Raw genomic sequence first — 22,910 nt, 5'->3', positions numbered from 1 at the left:
TATGAAGAAAGAAAAAATCAAAAAATACTGGTGGAAAGCCACCGCATCATTCCTGATGGTATTGTTCACCATGCCGCTTGGGCATGCCGTGATGATTCTGATGGAGCATTTTCTGGATGAGACCACACTGCATTATTCGGCTTTTGCCATGGGATTCGTGGGTATGCTGATGGTTATTGCAGGCGTGTTTGCCAAGGGAGATACGCGCCAGACTCTGTGGGGACTGTTCGGCGGTCTGCTGTTCTGGACGGGATGGGTGGAATTCCTGTTTATGTATTTTGCCAACCGTTTCGGCACACAGCCGGAACTCGACCCTGTGACGGGAGAGATAGTGACCCGTCCTGAATATCTTATACTTCCGGCTTCTTTCGGATTCTGGATGATGGTGATGATTATGTATCTGTTCAGCACACGCAACGGATGCAACTTCATCAACTGGTGGCAGCGTCTGCTGTTCAAGGGAAAGAAGAACGAGATAGCCGCTCGTCCGATGACACGCCACACGAGCATCGTTACCTTCATGGAGCTGATGATGATTCTGTGGGCTTCCTACTTACTGCTGATGTTCTGTTATGATGACGTATTCTTAGGCGAAAATCATCCTGTTACACTTTTGGTAGGCTTGGGCTGTCTGATAGGTTCGTTCTTTATCTTTGCCAAACAGCTGCGCATTGCTTCGTGGGGAGCCAATATCCGTATGGCCATTGCTACGGTGGTGGTTTTCTGGACACCTATCGAGGTGTTGGGACGTATGGACCTGTTCAGCGAGATATGGACAGATCCTTTGAACCATGTAATGGAGATGGTGATAATACTGGTAGTGTTTGTGGCTTTAGTGTTCTATCTCTGGTATAAGGGCGCAAGGAAATCGGCTGCTGTCGGATAAAAAGTCTGTTAACATGACAACAGGATTAAATAGAAAACAAACGAATTGGGGCAAAGCGATAGTGTCCATTGCGGTGACACTGGCAGCGATGCCCCTTACGCATATTCTTGCCCGTATGCTGAAAGACGGTACTACGGGAGTAGAACAGTTTTATGCGGGAATGGGAATGGGAGCCTTCGGACTGGGACTGGTCATTGCGGGTGTCTTTATCAAGGGAGATGCGCGGCAGAGCCTGTTGGGACTGTTCGGAGGGATGTTCTATTGGATGGGAGCGATTGATTTCCTGTTCATGTATTATGCCGAACGGTTCGGCACGCAGGCACAGCTCGACCCGGTGACGGGCGAGATTGTCAGCCGTCCGGAGTATCTGATATTGCCTGCTACCTTCGGATTCTGGGCGATGGTGATGATGCTGTACCTGTTTTGTACGGCCAATGGATGTAACTTCCTGAACTGGTGGCAGCGTCTGTTCTTCGGCAAACACAAGAAGGAGATTGCGGCACGGCCAATGACACGGCATACCAGCATTGTGGCATTTATGGAAGTGATTACGATGTTGTGGACGTGTTACCTCACACTTATGTTCTGCTATGACGAGCGTTTCCTGGGCGACCGTCATCCGGTGACATTGCTTGTGGGGATGCTGGGGCTTATAGGTTCGCTGTTCATGTTTGCCCGTCTGCTGCGTTATTCTTCATGGGGCATGAGTCTGCGTTATGGCTTCGCTACGGTCATCATCTTCTGGATAGCCGTGGAAGTGTTCGACCGTATCAGCCTTCTTCCTGCTTTATGGAATGCTCCCGGGGAGCATATACTCCAAATAATTCTGATAGGCGGTTCGTTTGCCGTGGCGGGACTTTATGTGACATATCGTAAAATGATGCGCAGGGTATGAGACGGAGTACATGGAGAAAGCATCATAAATGGTTCGGACTGATTTTTACCTTTTTCATGCTTATGTTCTGTATAAGCGGTATTGTGCTGAATCACAGGGAGGCCGTATCGGATGTGGACGTGAGCAGGAAGTGGCTTCCTTCAAGCTATCGTTTCGACAGATGGAACAACGGGCTGCTGCGTGGTTCATTACGGTACGCTCATGCAGACTCCATTCTCTTGTATGGAAGTAACGGCATCTGGATGACGGATTCGGTTATGAGTACTGTTCTGGATTTTAATGACGGCCTGCCTTCCGGTACTGACCGACGTAACATCAGAGCCGTTGTGCAGACTGCGGATAAAACCTTGTTTGCTGTCAGTCCGTTCGCACTTTACAGAAGAGACGGGAAAAAGTGGGAGGAAATCTGTTTGCCGGACCGGCAGGAGGAGCGGTTGTCCGACCTGACACTGGCTGGAGATACGCTGGTGGTGACAGGTCGTTCTTATCTTTATATATCTACATTTCCCCATCATGATTTCAGGAAGGTTGAAATAAAAGCTCCTGCTGGTTATGATGGTAAAGTTTCTCTTTTCCGTACCGTATGGCTTTTGCATAGCGGCGAACTGTTCGGTACATTCGGGAAACTCCTGATGGACGGTGTGGCAATAGTCATTATCATACTTTGTATTTCAGGAGTGCTGTATTGGCTGCTTCCCGGGGTTATCCGTCGCTTAAGAGAGAAAGGAAGAAATGTGTCAGCCTGTACATCTTTGTTGAAAGAATCCTTAAATTGGCACGATACGATGGGACGTTATACTTTCCTTCTGCTTATGTGGGTTGCCTTTACCGGATGGTGTCTGCGTCCTCCTGTACTTATCGCATTGGTCTATGGGAAAGTACCCCCGGTGCCCGGGTCCATGCTGGATGAAGACAATGCCTGGAATGACAGATTGCGTATGACGCGTTATGACAGGGAATGTGGTGACTGGCTTCTTTCGACCTCCGAAGGCTTCTATTCGCTGTCTTCGCTGGATGCCGTTCCTGTAAAGGAAGAAAAGACTCCTCCGGTAAGTGTCATGGGGCTGAATGTATGGCAGAAAGACGGTGAGGAAAGATGGCTGGCAGGTTCATTCAGTGGCATGTTTGTATGGGACAGGACCGATGGAAAGGTGCTTGATTTCTTTAGCGGTGATGAGGTGCATGAGGTGTCAGGACCGCCTTTCGGGAAACGGGCAGTATCAGGCTGTATTTCCGGTATTAAATCCGTTCCTTTTATAGTAGAGTATGAGAAAGGCACAGATTCTGTGTCTATGCCTGAAGAGTTTTCCGTTCTTCCGATGTCTTTATGGAATCTTGCTCTGGAAATACATACAGGGCGGATTTATACCTTGCTTGGTAAAGGAACTCTGGTTTATATTTTCTTTGCCGGACTGGCTGCCATGTGGTGTATATATACAGGATTTGTAATAAGAAAGAAAAAGAATTTTGTACGTAAAGAATAATATAGGTAATAAGAACTCATTTAATCTTTTTACTATAAAATAGGTATTGCTTTTTTTAATGAACATATCTACATTTGTCTGAGGAAATAATTCCGTTTATTCATGTTTGTAAACAGGTTGAAAAGAAATAGAATAGCAGGAATCTCTCTTTTGATTCTGTTCGCTCTTTACTGGTGCGGCATAACACTGTTCACCCATTCCCATGTGGTGAATGGGGTTGTTGTGGTGCACTCTCACCCTTATAACACTGAACATACCCATACTCAGGCACAATTTGAGACTATTTTTTACCTTTCTCTGCTACAAACTTCAGGAGACACTCAATCTGGTATTGATTTGCCTTTATGGCTTATTCCTTTATATACCATTATTTTTGCTTGTGCCAGTGTACTTCCTGTATGTCCGGTAGCGGATGTCAGTGGCAGAGCACCTTGGAATATAATCCAATCAGGTGGACTTGTTTTTATGTGGAAATTAAGTCCACCTATTTCACCTCCAGTAAGATGCGGTATTCTGCTTCAATTTGCGGTATGGATAAAAAGAAAAACCGCTGATAATGATTGATTATCAGCGGTTTTCATTGTTTTGCTTTTTGTTTGAGTGATCCGCTTGGGGCTCGAACCCAAGACCCCAACATTAAAAGTGTTGTGCTCTACCTGCTGAGCTAGCGAATCAAACCTTATTGCTGTTAAGCGGGTGCAAAGATAGGGAGTTTTTTTGAAGAAACAAAGTTTTTTTCTCTTTTTTTCTTATCTTTGCACAGGAGTTTTCTTCCGTTGCCTATTATGGAGCGGAGTAGCTTGGAAAGTTATACTTATTTAATATATACATATCATTCTATGGCAACAGTTGACGATAAGAAGATTATTTTTTCAATGGTAGGTCTGAACAAGACTATTCAGCAGAACAACAAGCAGGTGCTGAAGAACATTTATCTTTCGTTTTTTTATGGGGCGAAGATAGGTATTATCGGTCTGAACGGTTCGGGTAAATCTACCTTGCTGAAGATTATCGCCGGGTTGGATAAATCCTATCAGGGCGAAGTGGTGTTCTCACCCGGATATTCCGTCGGGTATCTGGCACAGGAGCCCTATTTGGATCCTGCCAAAACTGTGAAGGAAGTGGTGATGGAAGGTGTTCAGCCCATTGTTGATGCGCTGACAGAGTATGAGGAAATCAACCAGAAGTTCGGCTTGCCCGAGTATTACGAGGATCAGGAGAAGATGGACAAGCTCTTTGCTCGTCAGGCAGAACTGCAGGATATCATCGATGCGACAGATGCGTGGAACTTGGACAGCAAGCTGGAGCGTGCCATGGACGCCTTGCGCTGCCCGCCCGAAGACCAGTCGGTGGAGCATTTGTCAGGAGGCGAACGTCGTCGTGTGGCTCTCTGCCGTCTGCTTCTGCAGAAGCCGGACATCCTGTTGCTGGACGAGCCGACCAACCACCTCGATGCTGAATCTATCGACTGGCTGGAGCAACACTTGCAGCAGTACGAAGGTACGGTGATTGCCGTGACGCACGACCGCTACTTCCTCGACCACGTGGCCGGATGGATTTTGGAGCTCGACCGTGGTGAAGGTATTCCTTGGAAGGGCAACTACTCCAGCTGGTTGGAACAGAAAACCAAACGCATGGAAATGGAGGAGAAGACGGCCAGCAAGCGCCGCAAGACGCTGGAGCGCGAGTTGGAATGGGTGCGTATGGCACCCAAGGCCCGTCAGGCTAAGGGTAAAGCCCGTTTGAATTCTTACGATAAATTGCTGAACGAGGATGTGAAGGAGAAGGAAGAAAAGCTGGAAATCTTCATCCCCAACGGTCCGCGACTGGGCAATAAGGTTATTGAGGCCAAGCACGTGGCCAAGGCCTTTGGCGATAAACTGCTCTTCGACGATCTCAACTTCATGCTTCCACCTAATGGCATTGTGGGTATCATAGGTCCGAACGGTGCAGGTAAGACGACGCTTTTCCGCCTTATTATGGGATTGGAGAAGCCAGACAAGGGCGAATTCGAGGTAGGCGAGACCGTGAAGGTAGCCTACGTGGATCAGCAGCACAAGGATATCGATCCCAACAAGAGTGTTTATCAGGTTATTTCGGGTGGTAACGAGCTGATCCGCATGGGCGGTCGCGATATCAATGCCCGTGCCTACCTCTCTCGTTTCAACTTCTCGGGAGCCGATCAGGAAAAGCTTTGTGGTGTGCTCTCTGGTGGTGAACGTAACCGTCTGCATCTGGCTATGGCACTGAAGGAAGAAGGTAATGTGTTGCTTCTCGACGAGCCCACCAATGATATCGATGTCAACACCCTTCGTGCGCTCGAAGAAGGTTTGGAGGACTTTGCCGGCTGTGCCGTGGTCATCAGTCACGACCGTTGGTTCCTCGACCGTATCTGTACGCATATCCTGGCCTTTGAAGGCGATTCGAATGTGTTCTTCTTCGAAGGTTCCTATTCGGAGTACGAGGAGAATAAGCAGAAGCGCCTGGGTAAGGAAGAACCTAAGCGCGTGCGCTATCGTAAGCTGATGGAAGACTGATTATAATCGTCTGTTTGCAGTATTATATTCGAATTTGAATGGCACGAAGCCCTGATAAATAGATTTTCTATTTGGGGGTTCGTGCCGTTTCGTTTTTAGTTGTAGATGTTTGTAGCCATGTTTCTTTAAAAAAGTCTTTCTCTTCTTGAAAAAATGTAGTGTAGATGTAATATTTATATGGATTATATTCATTATATTTGCAGGACGAAACATAAATTAATGTTTAATTAACATGATCTATTAACTAAAAACGGAATTATGAAAAGAAATCTAATTCATTTCCTGTTGATTGCAGTAATGTCTGTGTGCAGTATGTCTGCTTTTGCTCAGACCACTACAGTGAAAGGTCAGCTTGTAGACTCTGAGACAGGCGAGCCGTTGGTTGGTGCTGCCGTTATGGTAGAAGGTACCACGCAAGGTTCAGTGACCGACATTGACGGTTATTTCAAGCAAGCGGTTGCTCCCAATGCGACTTTGGTTTTCAAGTATGTGGGTTATAAGGACCTGAAACAGAAAATTACTCGTAAGGGTGCTTCTGTAGACTTGGGCGTTATTCAGATGCATGCCGATGCGGTGATGCTGAAAGACGTGGTCATCACTTCATCTATTGCCGTTGCGCGCAAGACACCGGTTGCTGTATCTACAATTGATCCTGTTTTCATAGAAGATAGACTTGGATCGCAAGAGTTGCCTGAAATCCTGAAGTCTACTCCGGGTGTTTATGTGACTAAAGACGGTGGTGGATATGGAGACTCCAAGATAAATATTCGAGGTTTTAAATCGGAAAATGTGGCTATGATGATTAATGGCGTTCCTGTCAATGGAATGGAAAATCAGAAAGTTTACATGAGCAATTGGTCCGGCTTGTCTGATGTTGCCAGCAGTATCCAGGTACAGCGAGGTCTTGGTGCCAGCAAGGTCGCTTCACCTTCTGTAGGTGGTTCTCAGAATATTATCACGAAAACAACCGATGCTAAAAAAGGTGGCTTTGTTTCTTATGCGATGGGTAACGACGGTTATAGCAAAATAATGTTTAGCGTTTCCTCTGGATTGACGAAAGATGGATGGGCTTTTACCTTGTTAGGAGCCAAGGATACGCGTAACGGATATATTCAGGGAACGGAATCTGAAGGATATACTTGGTTTGCCAGTTTGGCAAAGCGCATTAATGATAATCATCAGTTGTCATTAACCGCATTCGGATCACCTCAGTGGCACAATCAGCGTAACAGTGCAAATGGTTTGAATATTAAAGAATGGCAGCGAGTAAAACAATATATGGGTGAGAAGAGCCCTTACCGTTATAATTCGACCTTCGGTTATCGTAACGGGCAGGTTTATAATTCTTCACGCAATGCCTATCATAAGCCTCAGATTTCGTTGAACCATTTATGGCAGATTGATCATAAATCAAGTTTGAGTACTGCATTATATGCATCTATTGGTCGTGGCAACGGTTATAGCGGAACGGGAGTTACCGGTTATAGTAGCAGTTGGTATGGAACAGCAGTGGATGGTACGGTAAATACCCAATTTCGCAGACCGGACGGAACATTCGATTATGATGCTGTTGAAGAACTGAATGCAAGCAGTGAAGATGGTTCAAAAATGATTATGAGCAAGTCAATGAATAATCACTTCTGGGCTGGTGTAATTTCAACTTACACTACTAAAATTGGAGATTACTTTGACTTCTATGGTGGAATTGACTATCGTTATTATAAAGGATTACATCAAAATGTAATTGTTGACCTTTTTGGAGGCAACTATTATGTGGATTCATATAATCGTAAGGCCGTACTTCCCGGGAACAATCCTGTAGGTGGTAATCCTGCTTATATAAACGAAAAGCTAGGAGTAGGGGATGTAATACGTCGCGACTATGATGGTTTTGTGATGTATGAAGGAGCTTTTGCTCAATTGGAGTATAATCGCGAGAAGTTAAGTACCTTTATTTCAGGAGGTATGTCCAATACAAGCTATTGGCGTTACGACCGCATGTATTATAGCAAAGAAAAAGCAGAGTCGACCAAAAAGCATTATTTGGGAGGTAATGTGAAGGGTGGAGCAAACTACAACCTTGATGACAAGAACAATGTTTTCTTTAATTTAGGTTTCATCAGCCGTGCTCCCATTTTCGATAATACATTTATCAATTCACAGAATTCACATGAACGTAATGCGGATGCCAAAAACGAGAAGGTCATTTCGTTTGAGTTGGGTTATGGCTTCCGTAGCCGTATCTTCTCTGCCAATGTGAATGCGTATTATACCCGCTGGACGGACAAGGCCTTGTTCGATAATGGCTCTTTTACAGATGATAATGGCATTACTGAGCATTGGGTAATGAATATGTTGGGAGCAAATGCAAATCATATGGGTGCAGAACTTGATTTCTCATTCCGACCTCTTCGCTGGCTGGATGTAACAGGTATGTTCTCGTGGGGAGACTGGCGTTGGAATGGCGAAGCTACCGGTTTTATGTTGAATAACCAGGGTCAGATTCTGGCAGATTCACGTGGTACGGTTGTAACGGATATGACGAATGTGGAGCAGTATAAATACAGAATCAAGATGGACAATGTACATGTAGGTGGTTCTGCGCAGACTACTGCCGCGTTGGGATTGAATGTCCGTCCGATGAAAGGTTTGCGCCTGAGCATGGACTGGAACTTCTTTGCCCGTAATTTCGCAGACTATGATATCAATGCCAGCCAGGCTACCCAAAAAGAACCCTATGTGGTTAAAGACCCCTGGCAGATTCCTTCATACAGCACATTCGACCTCAGTGCAGGCTATACATTTGATTTTGGTAAACTGCGTGCTACGCTCAGTGGAAACGTATTTAATTTGTTCGACCAGGAATATATTGCAGACGCGCGTGACGGTTCTACTCACGACTGGGATTCGGCTACCCGCGTATTATATGGATTCGGACGTACTTATACTGTAAGATTGAAGTTGAATTTCTAAATCAGACTTGATTATGAAGAAATATATATTATTAGGAAGCATATTCGCTTCGGTATTTATGCTGGGCTCCTGTGATTACAACGAGGATAATTTTCCCGGATATGATGAATATGATACAATAAAGGATATACGTAACGATACTATAACACTTGAGGCCGCTGATTATGCGACTATAGCGAAGCTGCAGGCCAATAAGGATTTAGCTTTGTCTAAAGATCCAGAAGCAGAGTCTTATCTCAAAGCTTTGGAGGCTGTTGGAAAGAATCAGTTCTTTACGGATATGATTCTGCCTGAGGAATTCTTGCCGGCTTATATAGCCAACCGTTTCCCTTATTTGAGTGACAATTCGAAGGTGTTGGTAAACTATCGTTTTGCGCAAGATTTGCCTGCCTATTTGTCCCAGTTGAGTACAGCACGTACTTATCAGTTTGAAACGGAAGACTATAAGAGTGTGTGGGGAGATAAAGTAGATGCAAAATATTTGTCGCCATCTACGATAAGCAAGATTCCCGCCATTCTGAAAGCTGCTAACCAAACTGCAAAACAGGGAGATGTACTCATGGTTGAGTATGCTTTCTCTGAAACGGAGCCAAGTATTGGCGGAGGTGGTGTTACCCCCGAACCTACCTATACTCCTATATCGGAAATTATCGCTGGCGGTGTCGGTGAATATACAGCCAAAGGTACGGTAGTAGGCACTTATGGAAGAGGTTTTCTGCTGAATGATGGGACAGCTTCAATTCTGGTGTATTTGAACAAGCCTGCCAATTATTCGATAGGTGATGTTTTAACCGTAGCTGGTACAACTTCCATTTATTCAGGTTTGTCTCAATTCCCACAATCATCCGAAGTGAAATTGCTGGAACGTAGTAAGACATTTGCCTATCCTACAGCAGTTTCCATGAGTGGCGCTGAAATGGATAAATGGACAGAGAATGCAGCTATCAAATATGTGTCGATTACCGGTAAACTGGTTATTAGTGGTAAGTACTTGAATCTGGAGGTAGAAGGAGCTACGCGTCAAGGATCTATCTCATATCCGGTTGCAGGGTTGGTTGATGAAACCTTGAATGGACAGAATGTGACCGTTACCGGTTATCTTATCGGTTATAGTAAGAGTTTTGTGAATATCATGGCAACGTCTGTTGTTGCTGAAGGAACAGAAAATGCTTATACTCCCATTGGTGTTGTTGCTCTTTCGAATGCAGGTTCATATACAGTAAAAGGATCTGTGGTTGCCACATATGATAGAGGATTTTTACTGAACGACGGTACAGGTTCCATTTTGGTTTATCTGAACAAGAACTATACAGAAAAACGTAAAATAGGTGATATTGTGACTGTGGCCGGGCAGACATCCGAATATGCAGGGCTCAAACAATTTACAGACCAGTCTATCGTTACTCTGATTAAAGAAAGTACGGACTGGGTATATCCCGATTTGTTACAATTGAAAGGGGAGGACATGGATGCATATTTGGAGTCTCCTTATGTGGCTTATGTAAGTTATGAAGGAGTCCTGAAGATTGATGGATTCTATTACAACATAACAATAGAAGGTGCAGAAAAAGCTATAGGTAGTTTGTCTTATGTACCGGAAGGAGTTGTAGATAATACCTTGAATGGAAAGAAAGTACGTGTGGAAGGTTATTCTATCGGTGTGAGTGGTGGACGTTATGTAAATACAATGGTTGTTTCTGTAGCAGATGCTTCTACCGCTGTTACCAAATCAATGTTGGCTACCCGTGCTGTAATAGAGCCCAATACTTATGCTGTATATCAGTTTAATGGAAGTGCTTGGAATGAGTATGAACCTGAAGATGAAACCGTCAGCCTGGCTGTCATGCAACCTGCTGATTATAAACCATTGGGCTATAATTCTATTAGCAATCCATCGGAAGTGCTTCCAATCTATCTGAAGAATTGCTGTCCGTATGCCCAAAGTGGAGACAAGAAGGCTGTTGTTTACTATTATTATGCTGATAAGGTAACTTCAGTAGCTGCATCAGAGTATACATTTGACGGGGCAGTTTGGGTTGAAACAGTCAATTCAGTTCCTGCTGCAATGATGTTTATGCAGGTAAACAACAGCTGGAAAGAGGCGGTAGAATATTATGCCAATACTTTTGCCGGCGAATTACATGGAGATGCTGTTATTGTAGATGTAGAATTGGGGGGCAAAGATTATGTTTGGAGTACCCTTGCTACCTCGGCTCATATTCAGGCTTCAGGATATTATCAACAAAATAGGGTAACGGAATCTTGGTTGATTACGCCAAAAATTAATTTGACAGAAGCGATAGCTCCTAAGATGGTATTCGAGGCTGCCATTTCTTATTTGTACTCTGGTAAAATAACTGATCATATCCAAGTCTGTGTATCTACTGATTATGTTCCTAATGCTGAAAAAGCAAAAGAGGCTGTACAAGCTGCCAAGTGGGATGTCATTTCGTTTGACAAGTGGGTGAGCGGCAGTACATTCGAAGAAATGCAGGCTGATATGGCCGCTTACAAAGGGCAGCAAATTTATGTGGCATTCAAGTATTCAAGCAATACAGAATGTGCTCCTACACTCAAATTGAAGAATTTTGCAGTCAAGGAATAACGGTAAATAAATGAAAGAATCCATGAAAAAGATTTCTTATTTATTATTTATACTGATAAGTGTTTGTTTCGGAGGGTGTAATCCCTCCGAAACTGACCCTTATGGGTATATTGCAACTACTGTTAACGGTTCGTCTACCTTTGTTCTGAAAGGATATGAAAATGCCAGTGAGGGATATAATGTGTTCAAGACTGGTAATATTGATTATCCATTTTATATCCAGCAGAAGAAGTTTGTCGGAAAAGCATGGACATTTGTGCTTGCGTCTGAAACTGGCTTGGATAAGATGACACAAGTTCCATCGGCTGATCAATGGATACGGGAACTGGATATTGTAAACGGAATGTGTTTTTGGGCTCGTTGCCAAGGGTTGACTCAGTACGATTTTCTGAAAATTCGAGTAGCTTATGTGATGGGCAACAATGTCGGCCTTGAATATGTGTCGGCAGGCAGTGAAGAACATGACCTGAATAAAAATGATAATGCCAATGTGATTGTAGATGGAAAAACATCTTTGACGGCATTACAGACGCCCCATTATTCGGGTGAGGATTATTATGTAGACTATTATGTAAATGAAGCCGACAAGCAAATCTTGAATTTTGCTCTTCAATGGAATGCAGAAAAAAAGCATGCGGCATGGGTAGCTTTCAGTTTTGACGAACTTACTTGTCAGGATTTGGTGAAACGTACAAATGAATGGGAGCAAGTAGATCCTAATCTTCCGATAAATGTGCAGGTGAATGAGTCTATGCATCGGAACGATGGATTTGGTAAAGGACACCTTTGTGCATCAGAGGATAGGGTTTATAGTGAAGCAGCCAATAAGCAGACATTCTACTATAGTAATATAAGCCCTCAATTGAATGAACTGAATACAGGATTTTGGCAATCATTGGAAAATAAGGTACGTAGTTGGGGACGTTCTGTTCCAAATACTTATGATGAACTATTTGTAACGAAAGGTGCTTCTCTGAATGATTTGTTGATAAACTTTATCGGAACGCCTGTGTACGATCCGCCTCAGACACCTAAAACTGATGGAAATGGATTTACTGTCAATGGACTGGCTTGTCCTAAATATTATTTTATGGCTGTCCTTTCAAAGAAAGGGGAAATTTATCAAGCTATTGGTTTCTGGGTAGAACATAAAGAAGGATTACCTAAAAATCCTTCTGTGGAGGAGCTGAAGGCATGTGCCCTTAGCATTGACGATTTGGAAAAGAAAACAGGTATTGACCTTTTCTGTAATCTTCCTGACGTCATAGAGAATGCTGTCGAGAGTTCATGGAAGGAAACAGACTGGACTTGGTAATCGGAGTGTGGTAACACTTACTGAAACAAAGAATCCCTGGTATCTTCGATAAGAAAGATGCCAGGGATTATTCGTTTGATGCAATGGTTTACTTGTTTACTACATGGATGGGCTTTCCTTCCATATATGCTTTCAGATTGTCCAGCGCAATTTGCATGAGGCGTTGGCGGGCTGCCGTGCTGGCCCAGGCAATGTGCGGGGTGATGTAGCAGTTACGGGCGGTGAGCAGCGGATTGTCAGAGCGGGGAGGTTCTTGTGAGAGAACATCGACGCCGGCGGCGTAGATGCGTCCGCTGTTCAGTGCGTCGGCCAGATCTTGCTCGTTGATGAGTGGTCCGCGTCCTGTGTTGATGAGGATGGCGGTGGGTTTCATCAGGCTGAGGCGACGTGCGTTGACCATCTCGCGAGTCTGCTCGGTGAGGGGGCAGTGCAGGCTGACGATGTCGCATTCGGCAAACAGCTCGTCCAGCTCCATCTTCTTGATTTCGGGCGGCAGCTGGAAGTGTGACTTGGAGGTATAGGCATGCACCTCCATACCAAAGCTGATGGCGATACGTGCGGTTCGCATTCCTGTGTTGCCCAAACCTACGATACCTATCTTTTTACCGGCCAGCTCGATGAGCGGAGTGTCCCAGAAACAGAAATCGGGGCTGTTGGTCCAGCGGCCTTTGTGTACCTCCTCGGAGTGATGCTGAACCTGCTGGGCAATGTTCAGTAAGTGGGCAAAGACCATTTGGGCTACAGAATCGGTGCTATAGGCGGGGATATTGGTCACAATGATACCCTGTTCCTTGGCGGCTTCGGTATCGACAATGTTGTATCCGGTTGCCATGACACCGATATATTTCAACTGTGGCAGAGCTTTCATGTGTTCGGCCGAGATTACGACCTTGTTGGTCAGGAGGACATCAGCGCCTTCGGCACGTTCCAATATTTCCGAGGGGGCTGTGCGGTCGTATACGACACATTCGCCCAATGTTTTCATTTCGTTCCAGGAAAGGTCTCCTGGATTGGCGGCATAGCCGTCGAGTGCTACAATTTTCATGTTATTCAAATATATTTAATCAAAAGCGTTCTTTTCCCCAAAGCGCCTGCATCCGTTCCTTATGTTTGGCTTCCGCTGCATTCTCCTGTGGATGCCAGATGCTGTGGTCTTTCAGTTCGTCGGGCAGGAACTGCTGGCGGACGAAGTGGCCCGGATAGTCGTGGGCGTACTTGTAGTCTTCGCCATAGCCCAACTGCTTCATCAGTTTGGTGGGGGCATTGCGCAGATGAAGGGGAACAGGCAGGTTGCCGGTCTGTCGAACCAGCTCCAGGGCGTCGTTGATGGCCATGTAGGCTGAGTTGCTCTTGGGGCTGGTGGCAAGATAAATGGTGGTTTCGGCCAAGGGAATACGGCCTTCGGGCCATCCTACCTTCATCACGGCGTCGAAGCAGGCGTTGGCCAAGAGCAGGGCGTTGGGGTTGGCCAGTCCGATGTCTTCCGAAGCGGAAATGACTAGACGACGGGCGATGAAAGCGGGGTCTTCGCCGCCTTCCACCATGCGGGCCAGCCAGTAGATGGCTCCGTCGGGGTCGCTGCCACGGATGGATTTGATAAAGGCGGAGATGATGTCGTAGTGCATCTCGCCGTCCTTGTCGTAAGCCAGCGGGTTTTGTTGCAGGCGTTCGGTCACCATGTCGTCGGTGATGACGACTGTGTCGTCTGTCTCCGACTCGACAACCAGTTCCAATATGTTGAGCAACTTACGGGCGTCTCCTCCGCTGTAGCGCAACATGGCGGTAGTTTCCTTCAGCTCGATGTGACGTTCACGCAGGATATGGTCGGTTGTCAGTGCCCGCTGAAGCAGTTCCAGCAGGTCTTCCTTTTCGAGAGACTTCAATACATAAATCTGGCAGCGCGACAGCAAAGGGCGGATGACTTCGAACGAGGGATTTTCTGTGGTGGCGCCGATCAGTGTCACGATGCCCTGTTCGACAGCACCCAGCAGCGAGTCCTGCTGCGACTTGCTGAAACGGTGGATTTCGTCAATGAAAAGGATGGGATTGGCTTGGGAAAAGAAACGGTTGTTCTTGGCACGGTCGATCACGTCGCGCACGTCTTTTACACCGCTGGTCACGGCGCTCAGCGTATAGAACGGGGTTTCCAGCTTGTTGGCAATGATTTGTGCCAGTGTCGTCTTACCCACTCCCGGAGGTCCCCACAGGATGAAGGAGGAGATGCGTCCTGCATCGATCATCTTGCGGAGCACTGCTCCCGGTCCGACCAGATGTTTCTGGCCGATGTATTCGTCTAATGTCTTGGGCCGAAGCCTTTCTGCCAGTGGTTGCACGTTTGTTCTATAGATTAAAATATCATCATGATCATGAAGCGGATACCGTCTTTCTTCACGCCGGGAATGTCGGTGTAGGTGAGACGCCGCACGTATTCGATGTGCAGCAACTTGAAGATGTTATAGATACCTACACTGGCCTCCACGTAGGGCGTCTTTCCCATGACGTAGCTGGTAGGCATACCGTTGCGGGTCGGGAAGAGGAAGAGGACGGGATCGTTGCTCTTGTACGGATTGTTCTTATCGGTCAGTGTACCCCACAGGCTACGGATGCGGAACATTTCACGCCATTTCAGTTTCTTCAGTAACGGGATGCGGTTGAAGAGCTTGCCGTTCATGTCGTAACTCAGCGCCAGCGAGCCGTAGCGGTCATTCAGAAACTCCATGTTGTTGATGAGTGAGAACGATTCGTTGTGCTGGGTGATGTATGACAGGTTGGCCATGGGCAGGTTCAGGAACGGGAATGGTACCTTGTTCCACTGGGCACCCGCACGGGCTGTGATGTCGATCTTTCCCCAAGAACCGAACCAGAAACGTTTGCGCAGGCCTATTTCCGTGAGGTTGAAGTTGTATTCACCTCCCAATATGCCTTTGAAACCGACTGTATGCGAGAGGGTGAACTGAGGAGCGTCCAGCGATACGGGTACACGACGCTGCTTGGTATTGACAAATGTTTCGCCCGGGGCATAACGCAGGGTTACACCCAGTTCGGTAGTGGTGATATCATGGACCAGCGTATTGTTTTCGCCCAATACACCGGGAGTCTCACCGTCGTTGCGCCAGTATTGCAGGATGCCGGCCGGCTGGTCGTTGCGGTGGCGCAGCATGGCTTTGACAGAAAAACCGGTATTTGTTTCCAATTCGTAGTTGAGGGTAGCGTCACGGATATAGGACATCTGGTCGACGGTTGTCCATTTCCAGCCTACGAACATGTTATCCTTGTCTGTCTCCAGGTATTTGTCCATAGGCGACATGACATCGTAGGTGTATTTGAAAGACAGATAGTGTTTAGGAAACTCCCACAACACATATTCGCGTTTGTTGAATGAATAGGCCACCTGGCCGGAGTAGAACCACTTCTTGTCACGTGTACCATACGCACCATATCCGCTGAAGTTCCAGTGGGGATGCAGATTGCCGGTTGTCATACCACTGAGACGGAAACGGGCTCCGTTCACGTAGTTGCTGGTGATGATGGTGTTGATGGGGCCGAAGTCGAACTTACTGGGATGGTCTTTACTACCGGTTTCCACGAAGTTCTCGATCAGTGCCTTGGCGCCGAAGATAATGATTTTGAATCCCGGTATCTGTTCGATGCGGTTCATGAAAAGGTCCATGGTACTCTCTTTCTTGGTGAGGGGGACCTGACGTACTTCAGCCCAATATTCGTCGCTCTTGGCCAGCATGTTGGCTTCCTTGATGACTTTTCCTTTCAGGCGGAAGAGGCGGGGTTCTATTTCGTCAAAGTTGTATTTCGAATATTTGGTCGTGCGTTGCACTTCCAGTCCCTGAACACCTTTCATCAAGGCCAGTTCTACGGTCATATCGTCGTCGGTCAGTACCCAATTGCTGTCGGGCAGCTGTTCGAACTGTTGTACGATGTCCAGACTTTCAACGAAGTTTACACCTGTTTTTTTAGGCAGGTTCATAGTACATTTTTTTACGGCATAGGTCGAGTCTTTCACTACATACAAATGGCCTGTAAAGCCGAAGTCCTGCGAATTGTTGGGGACGAACGTCAGGTGTACACATTCATGCTGGTCTACCATGAGTGTATCCATCAGGTAATATCTGTAGAACGAGATGGCTCCTCGCCCGATGGGGCTTACGAAGCGGCGTTGCAGCAGGCGGATGTCGTCGTCGTAGATGTTGACGTCCGAGAAAACATCGTTCAGGATCGTACCCAGCATGTCGCCCGTACTGAAGAATTCTTCAATACCTGTCGAGTTCATACCTTCGATGATGGTTTTCTCGCTGCGTGGATCTTTGCGGTAGATGGTTCGCGAAGCTGTCTCCTTGATAGAAATGGGCAATATTTGCTTGCCGGTTTTAGGCGATGTTTCTACCTGATCCTTGAAGAAGGAGAACTTCTTGTACAGTCCTTTTTCCATCTTTTCGGGGGTGACATCGTTTAGCGACATCTTCATCTTTTCGTACTTCTGGTATTGGTAGAAGTCGTTTTCTTCCAGTTTCAGCTGCTTCTTGTGTTCGATGACTTTACGCATAAAGTCCACAGCCGGATTGTTCTTACGGGAGTATTTTTCTCTTTTGGGTTTGACTACTACTTCAGACAACATGATGTCGTCGGGCGACATTTTGACATTCAGTACTTTCTGTCCGGGTTTGATCTTGACTTTCTTGGTAACGTAACCGATTGTAGAGAAAGTCAGTTCGTCCCATCCCTTGCGGGTCTCTACCTTGTATTCTCCGTCTCCGTTGGTAATGGCTCCCACGCCTTTGCCTTCGTACTGGACAGTGACATACAACAAGGGTTCGTTGGTGATTGAGTCTGTAACGGTACCTCTGATTTGGGCGGATGCTCCGGCTGAATGGGCGAAAAGGAGCACTGTCAGAAGAATGAGAGTTGTATATAATTGCTTCATATCTATCATAATCGAACTGCAAAGTTAGTAATTTGCAAGCAAATAAGAAGCAAATTTTGATTATTTGGGAATTGAGAACTAAAAATATGGAAAAATTGAAAACTATTATAAGTTTTCATCCTCTTCTTAGTCCTCAATTCCGGACAGGTATAGTCTGTTATTTTGTAAGCAGGACTTGTACGATACGTTCTGCCGTACGGCCGTCCCAACGTTCGGGTAGGGTACTGTGCTTCCAGTCACCTTTTAGCATTTTTTCCAGTGAGGCCGAAAGGGCAAACGTGTTTTCGCCTACCAGTTCGTTGGTACCGATACGCCATGTCTCGGGGTGTTCGGCATACGTATTCAGCGTGATGCAGGGTACGTCGAGGAAGGTGGCTTCTTCGGCGATGTTGCCCGAGTCGGTCACAATGCCCTGTGCCTGGTTGATGAGGAATCCGAAGTGCAGATAGCTTTGCGGCGGCAGGATATGCAGGTTGGGGGCACTGATGCCAGTGGCTTGAATGGCTTGCTGTACGTATGGGTGTAGGGGGGCTACGACGGGAACCCCGCCGGCTCTGTCGAGAATTGTTTGTAGCAGGGACTGGAGGACCTGGCGCTGTTGCAGCAGCTCGTGTCGGTTCAGAGTGAGCAGCAGGTAGCAGCCTTTCTTTAGACCGAGCGTAGAGAACCACAAGGGCTGGAGCAGGCGGTGGCGGTTGTAGCGGATAGTGTCCATCAGGATATTGCCGACGTAGTGGATGTACTCCGGTATCATGCCTTCCTGGTTCAGGTTGCGGTTGGCGGCCATGCTGGCTGCAAACAGGTAGTCGGAGATGGCGTCGACGATGGTGCGGTTCACTTCACGCGGCATGTTCATGTCGAACGAACGGGTACCTGCAATGACATGTGCCACCTTCAGTCCGCGCTTCTTGGCTACAATGGCGCAGCTCATGGTGGCGGTCATATCGTCCACTACCAGCACTGTCTGTGCCGGGTGGGCGTTCAACTCTTTTTCAAAGGCCAGCATGATGTCGGCCGTCACTTGCGAATGGTCGTTGCCCGTGACACCCAGATAGGAGTCGGGCTTCTTCATGGCGAGGTCGGAGAAGAGGGAGGCTTCCAGTGCCGGATCGTTCTCCGGGCCGGTATATACTACGCGGTAACTGATGTCCTGACCGGCTTCGCGTGCGGCATCGATGGCACGGCACAGGGGGGCTATTTTCATAAAATTGGGGCGTGCGCCCGCTACAATCGTTATTTTCATGAGTCGAACCTTTTAAATCTTTCACAAAAGTACGTTTTCTAATGGAATTTTATTCGTTACTTTGCAGGAAATTTCATCTATATGCCTACATTTGTTCAGATACTCGATTTTGTGGGGACGTTTGCTTTTGCGATCAGTGGCATTCGTCTGGCATCGGCCAAACGGTTTGATTGGTTTGGCGCATACGTGGTTGGTTTTGCTACGGCCGTGGGTGGCGGTACGTTGCGCGATTTGTTGCTTGACGTGACTCCGGGCTGGATGACCGATCCTATTTATCTTATATGTACAGGACTTGCGTTGGTTTTTGTGACCATGTTTGGCAAGCATCTCATTCACCTGAACAATACGTTTTTCTTTTTCGATACCATCGGTCTGGCTCTGTTCACGGTCGTAGGTGTAGGGAAGAGTTTGTCCTTGGGCTATCCTTTTTGGGTGGCTATTATCATGGGTAGCATGACGGGTGCGGCCGGCGGTGTTATTCGCGATGTGTTTATTAATGAGATTCCGCTGATATTCCGTAAAGAAATCTATGCGATGGCTTGTGTGGTCGGCGGATTGGTCTACTGGGTGTGTGCGTTGGCACAGATGGACGACTACATCTGCCAGATAGCTTGTGGAGTGGTGGTCTTTCTGACACGTATTTTGGCAGTGAAGTATAAGATATGCTTGCCGACCTTGTCGGGACACGCTTAAAAGACGGACTGGTTACAGGTTATAAGTAGAAAAAACAGATACGGACGATTTGATGCTCAGTTTTCACATCGTCCGTATCTGTTTTTCTTTCTGTTCTGATGAAGTGCTTTCTGAGGGTCTGACGAAGTGCTTCGTCACCCTCTCATGCAGTGCTTTGTTACCCCCTGAGGAAGCACTTCGTGACGGTGCCATGCAGTGCTTCCTCAGGGGGGCATAATACGGGTCGTTTTGGTTAGAACAGCGTATCTTTCGTGTTGAACAGTTTGTTGTCGTTCAGTTTGACTACTTTTCCGTATTTCTCCAGCTTCTTCAGGTCTATCATCTTGGGGTTACCCATGATGGCGATTGCATAGGGTTTGCCTTTGATGTTTGTCTCGTAGAACTTTACGATGTCGTCGAAGGTCAGTGCATCGATTTGCGGCAACTGTTCCTTGGCAGGATCTTCAGTATAGCCTTGGTAACCGAGGTTAACCAGATACATCGCCTTGCTGCGGAAGTCGGGATGGTTGGTCAAGGCCGACTGGCGCAGATAACTCTTGATGTTGTCGATGCGGTCGGCATTCTTCGGCATGTCGTTGATGAGGCCCATGAACACGTCGATGGCGTCGTTGGCCTTGTCGTTCTGCGTACCGATGCTGCCGTACAGGTAGCTGGCTTTGCCGGCAATGCCTTGTGTGGCTGCGTAGGCGTAAGCCGTATAGGCCATGGAACGCTTCTCGCGGATTTCGTTCAATACCAGTCCGGTGAAGTCCAGACCGAAGTATTGGTTGAAGGCGTCGCGCAGTACGTCGTCCTTCTTGTCGGCCGTCTGCATCGGCAGGTAGAAGTGGATCTGTGCCTGTTCTGCGTCATTGTTGGGCAGGAAGTAGATGGTATTTTCATTTACAGCCTGCATTGGTTTCACGCGCGGCGATTCAGACGGGCGCTCATTGGCTACGAGCGGGAGGTTCTGGCTCAGGATGCTGTAGACGTTGTCGAAGGGCAGGGTACCGGTATAGAAGATTTTCGATTCGAAATTGGATGCGCGGTTGATGTCACCCGTCAGTTCGGAGATCTGCAGTTCGAGCACTTCTTTGTCCGTCAGTTCGTCGATGTAGTCCGACTTGTCACCGTAGAGCAGATACTGGCGCAAAGCCTCGTTCAGTGTGCTGACGTTTTCCTTGCGTTGCTGACGTGTACTCAGGATGTTACCTTTTAGCTGTGCCAGCTGTTTGTCGTCCAGTTTGGGCATCAGAATCTGGCGGGAGAGGAGCTGGCAGGCCTGGGGCAAGGTTTCTTCAAATCCTTCCATGACGATGGTCAGGTAGTTGGAGCTGGCCGATACGTAGCAGGTAGCATTCAGTTTGCTGAGTTCCTCCTTCAGCTGCTGCGGTTCGTAGAGTCCCATCACGCCGGCGTTGTTCATCAGGCTGGCGGCTACGTCGAGTTTGGGGAATTCTTTGGTTCCGGCTCCGTACTGCAGGACGAGCTGGAAGATGTTGTTTTCCTTGTTTGGCGTGTAGTACATCTTGGAACGGTCGTTCAGTTGTTTTACCTGTACGTCGCTAAAGTCAATCAGGTTTTCAGCTACATGACCGATGGGCAGGCTCTTGAATTGCAGGGCGTAGAGCGACTGCTGGCCTACGGGCGGTTCCACGGGCTTGTAGTTGGGCTTGGCTATTTTCTCACCCTTCTTGGCCTTGCCCTGTTCGATGTAGAGGGCCAGGTAGTTTTTGGACAGATATTGTTTGGCTACGCGCTTTACGTCGTCGTTTGTTACAGCCATGATCTTGTCCTTGTAGTTTAATATTTCGCCCAGATCCTGTTCATTATAGAAAGCATTCATCAGGATCATGGCTTTCTGTTCGTTCTTCTCCATGGCCAGGTCGAACTGGCGGCACATTTCCGCCTTGATGGCATTGATTTTCCAATCTTCGAACTCACCGTTGGCTATCTTCTCGATAGCTTCCAGAGCTTTTTTCTCGGCACTTTTGTTCGATTCGAAGCGGCGTTGGTTTTCATCGTAAAGCGGTATGCTTACTACGACCGAGCGTCCTTGTTCACGGAAAGTCTGTGCGTAAGCTCCGGCACTGGTTAGTTCGCCGTCCAATACCAGTTTATCCAATGCGCCCGTCTGGCTGCCGTTGCTCAGCAGAGAGAGGGCGATATCCAGTGCATCCTCGTCGGGATGTCCGGCCGGTACGCCGTTGAACACCATGGCTACCTGCGGATAGTAGCCCACCTTTTCAGTGTATTGTTTGCGTCCCTGGATGTTCATGTCCGTGTAGGTTTTGCGTACGGGCATCGGCTTTTTGGCCAGACGGCCAAAGGTGCCGGCGATGCGGCCGGCTACCTGCTGGGCGTTGATGTTGCCGACCAGTACGAGCACCATGTTTTCGGGTACGTACCAGGTGTCATAGAATTCGATAAGCTTGCTCAGTTGCGGGTTCTTCAGATGTTCGGGCAGGCCGATGATGTCGCGCGAATAGGGGTGTCCTTCGAATGCCTTGCTCATGAAAAAGCTGCTGACAGCCTGATTGGGATTGTCCTGTGCGCGGTTGTACTCTTCGTACACGTTCTCCAGTTCGGGTTGAAAAGAACGGAACACGGGATGGATGAAGCGTTGTGAAGAGATTTCGAGCCACTTGTTTATCTGATAAGCTGGGAAGGAGCTGTGGTAGAACGTATAGTCGTAGCTTGTTGCTGCATTCACGCCTTTGGCACCGATACTTTCCATCAGACTGGAATATTCGGTTGGCAGGCTGATCTTGCCAGCCTTCAGAGTGAGTTCGTTGATTTCCTGGTTCAGGGCATCTTTCTTTACCGGATCGGTTTCGGCAGCCCGCTGGTCATACTTGGCGATGATTTCTTTGTAGATAGGCTCTTCTTCCGTCCAGTTGAGGGCACCGATATTGTCTGTTCCCTTGAACATGACGTGCTCCAGGTAATGGGCAAGTCCGGTGTATTCTTCCGGCTCGTTGATGGAGCCGGCGCGTACACCAACCAGTCCGAACACGTCCGACTTGGATGCGTCTTCCCATATATATACGGAAAGACCATTTTTCAGTTTGAATGCTTTCAGCCCCTGACTAAAGGCTGGCATGGCTATGACGGCAATGGCCAGACATAGTAGCATTTTCAGTTTCATGACTCTCATAACTTTACATTTTTTCGATTGATGTGTTTTTGTTGGTTAATCAGTCTACAAAACTATAAAAAAATCACATTTATTTGTCTTTTTACTTCCGAAATTATCGTATTTCTAAAGTGGTTTGGAACCGGATAATTGGGGTAAATGTGACAATATGATATATAACATATCTTTTGATATGAATATTTTTAGTATTTATATGCCGATATGTCA

Annotated in this window: 14 protein-coding genes and 1 tRNA gene; 9 read left to right on the top strand and 6 right to left on the bottom strand. The window is 47.1% G+C overall.

Annotation, left to right across the window (positions count from 1 at the left end; genetic code table 11):
* Window position 1: 1 nt before the first annotated feature.
* From HF894_RS09370 to HF894_RS15165, 4 genes are all read left to right on the top strand, one after another.
* Window positions 2-886, top strand: a complete 885-nt coding sequence (locus HF894_RS09370; protein WP_204971829.1) for a hypothetical protein — start codon at window positions 2-4, stop codon at window positions 884-886.
* Window positions 887-899: 13 nt separating this feature from the next.
* Window positions 900-1,781, top strand: coding sequence for a hypothetical protein (locus HF894_RS09365; protein ID WP_204971827.1), 882 nt, complete (start codon window positions 900-902; stop codon window positions 1,779-1,781).
* Window positions 1,778-3,265 carry a PepSY-associated TM helix domain-containing protein gene (locus HF894_RS09360; protein WP_204971825.1) on the top strand — a complete coding sequence of 496 codons (1,488 nt, stop codon included), beginning with the start codon at window positions 1,778-1,780 and terminating at the stop codon, window positions 3,263-3,265. The genes HF894_RS09365 and HF894_RS09360 overlap by 4 nt, the downstream gene beginning before the upstream one ends.
* A 117-nt stretch (window positions 3,266-3,382) precedes the next feature.
* Complete coding sequence (locus HF894_RS15165) at window positions 3,383-3,829, top strand: hypothetical protein (protein ID WP_246593196.1); 447 nt, start codon at window positions 3,383-3,385, stop codon at window positions 3,827-3,829.
* 37 nt (window positions 3,830-3,866) lie between these two features.
* On the opposite strand, the gene HF894_RS09350 is transcribed toward HF894_RS15165, so the two are convergent.
* Window positions 3,867-3,939 (bottom strand) — tRNA-Lys (locus HF894_RS09350).
* A 165-nt stretch (window positions 3,940-4,104) separates the two neighbouring features.
* Between HF894_RS09350 and ettA the strand changes: the two genes are divergently transcribed.
* The 4 genes from ettA (at window position 4,105) to HF894_RS09330 (ending at window position 12,695) form a co-directional block, all read left to right on the top strand.
* Entirely contained in the window at window positions 4,105-5,802 is a 1,698-nt protein-coding gene (ettA, locus tag HF894_RS09345; protein ID WP_075317184.1) for an energy-dependent translational throttle protein EttA, read from the top strand.
* Window positions 5,803-6,060: 258 nt separating this feature from the next.
* Entirely contained in the window at window positions 6,061-8,775 is a 2,715-nt protein-coding gene (locus HF894_RS09340) for a TonB-dependent receptor (protein WP_204971817.1), read from the top strand.
* 13 nt (window positions 8,776-8,788) lie between these two features.
* Window positions 8,789-11,380, top strand: coding sequence for a choice-of-anchor J domain-containing protein (locus HF894_RS09335; RefSeq protein ID WP_246593195.1), 2,592 nt, complete (start codon window positions 8,789-8,791; stop codon window positions 11,378-11,380).
* Between the two features lie 22 nt (window positions 11,381-11,402).
* On the top strand, window positions 11,403-12,695 hold the full coding sequence (locus HF894_RS09330) for a DNA/RNA non-specific endonuclease (RefSeq protein ID WP_204971815.1): 1,293 nt from the start codon (window positions 11,403-11,405) through the stop codon (window positions 12,693-12,695).
* A gap of 88 nt (window positions 12,696-12,783) precedes the next feature.
* Here the strand turns inward: HF894_RS09330 and HF894_RS09325 are convergent, their stop codons facing one another.
* The 4 genes from HF894_RS09325 to HF894_RS09310 all read right to left on the bottom strand — a co-directional run bounded on the left by HF894_RS09325 (window position 12,784) and on the right by HF894_RS09310 (window position 18,874).
* On the bottom strand, window positions 12,784-13,740 hold the full coding sequence (locus tag HF894_RS09325; protein ID WP_204971813.1) for a D-2-hydroxyacid dehydrogenase: 957 nt from the start codon (window positions 13,738-13,740) through the stop codon (window positions 12,784-12,786).
* A gap of 19 nt (window positions 13,741-13,759) precedes the next feature.
* Window positions 13,760-15,028 (bottom strand): replication-associated recombination protein A, encoded by a 1,269-nt coding sequence (locus tag HF894_RS09320; RefSeq protein WP_021847735.1) that lies wholly within the window; start codon window positions 15,026-15,028, stop codon window positions 13,760-13,762.
* 14 nt (window positions 15,029-15,042) lie between these two features.
* The gene (locus HF894_RS09315; RefSeq protein ID WP_204971810.1) at window positions 15,043-17,631 is read right to left on the bottom strand and encodes a DUF5686 and carboxypeptidase-like regulatory domain-containing protein; all 2,589 of its coding nucleotides are present in this window, start codon (window positions 17,629-17,631) and stop codon (window positions 15,043-15,045) included.
* Between the two features lie 157 nt (window positions 17,632-17,788).
* On the bottom strand, window positions 17,789-18,874 hold the full coding sequence (locus HF894_RS09310) for a UDP-N-acetyl glucosamine 2-epimerase (RefSeq protein WP_021847733.1): 1,086 nt from the start codon (window positions 18,872-18,874) through the stop codon (window positions 17,789-17,791).
* An 81-nt stretch (window positions 18,875-18,955) separates the two neighbouring features.
* On the opposite strand from HF894_RS09310, the gene HF894_RS09305 reads away from it, so the two are divergent.
* Window positions 18,956-19,567, top strand: coding sequence for a trimeric intracellular cation channel family protein (locus HF894_RS09305; protein ID WP_021847732.1), 612 nt, complete (start codon window positions 18,956-18,958; stop codon window positions 19,565-19,567).
* Between the two features lie 232 nt (window positions 19,568-19,799).
* Here HF894_RS09305 and HF894_RS09300 read toward each other — a convergent pair whose 3' ends face one another.
* A complete protein-coding gene (locus tag HF894_RS09300; RefSeq protein WP_394369841.1) occupies window positions 19,800-22,694 on the bottom strand; it encodes a M16 family metallopeptidase in 2,895 nt (964 codons plus the stop codon).
* Window positions 22,695-22,910: the final 216 nt, after the last annotated feature.

Origin of the sequence: Caecibacteroides pullorum, assembly GCF_019239235.1 — a bacterium.
GTDB classification, from domain to species: Bacteria; Bacteroidota; Bacteroidia; order Bacteroidales; family Bacteroidaceae; genus Bacteroides; species Bacteroides pullorum.
This window is presented reverse-complemented; position numbering and strand designations above follow the sequence as displayed.

Coding starts and splice junctions, on each gene's coding strand:
- HF894_RS09370 (WP_204971829.1), top strand. CDS start 2: ATGAAGAAAGAAAAAATCAAAAAATACTGGTGGAAAGCCACCGCATCA.
- HF894_RS09365 (WP_204971827.1), top strand. CDS start 900: ATGACAACAGGATTAAATAGAAAACAAACGAATTGGGGCAAAGCGATA.
- HF894_RS09360 (WP_204971825.1), top strand. CDS start 1,778: ATGAGACGGAGTACATGGAGAAAGCATCATAAATGGTTCGGACTGATT.
- ettA (WP_075317184.1), top strand. CDS start 4,105: ATGGCAACAGTTGACGATAAGAAGATTATTTTTTCAATGGTAGGTCTG.
- HF894_RS09340 (WP_204971817.1), top strand. CDS start 6,061: ATGAAAAGAAATCTAATTCATTTCCTGTTGATTGCAGTAATGTCTGTG.
- HF894_RS09335 (WP_246593195.1), top strand. CDS start 8,789: ATGAAGAAATATATATTATTAGGAAGCATATTCGCTTCGGTATTTATG.
- HF894_RS09330 (WP_204971815.1), top strand. CDS start 11,403: ATGAAAAAGATTTCTTATTTATTATTTATACTGATAAGTGTTTGTTTC.
- HF894_RS09325 (WP_204971813.1), bottom strand. CDS start 13,740: ATGAAAATTGTAGCACTCGACGGCTATGCCGCCAATCCAGGAGACCTT.
- HF894_RS09315 (WP_204971810.1), bottom strand. CDS start 17,631: ATGAAGCAATTATATACAACTCTCATTCTTCTGACAGTGCTCCTTTTC.
- HF894_RS09310 (WP_021847733.1), bottom strand. CDS start 18,874: ATGAAAATAACGATTGTAGCGGGCGCACGCCCCAATTTTATGAAAATA.
- HF894_RS09305 (WP_021847732.1), top strand. CDS start 18,956: ATGCCTACATTTGTTCAGATACTCGATTTTGTGGGGACGTTTGCTTTT.
- HF894_RS09300 (WP_394369841.1), bottom strand. CDS start 22,694: ATGAAACTGAAAATGCTACTATGTCTGGCCATTGCCGTCATAGCCATG.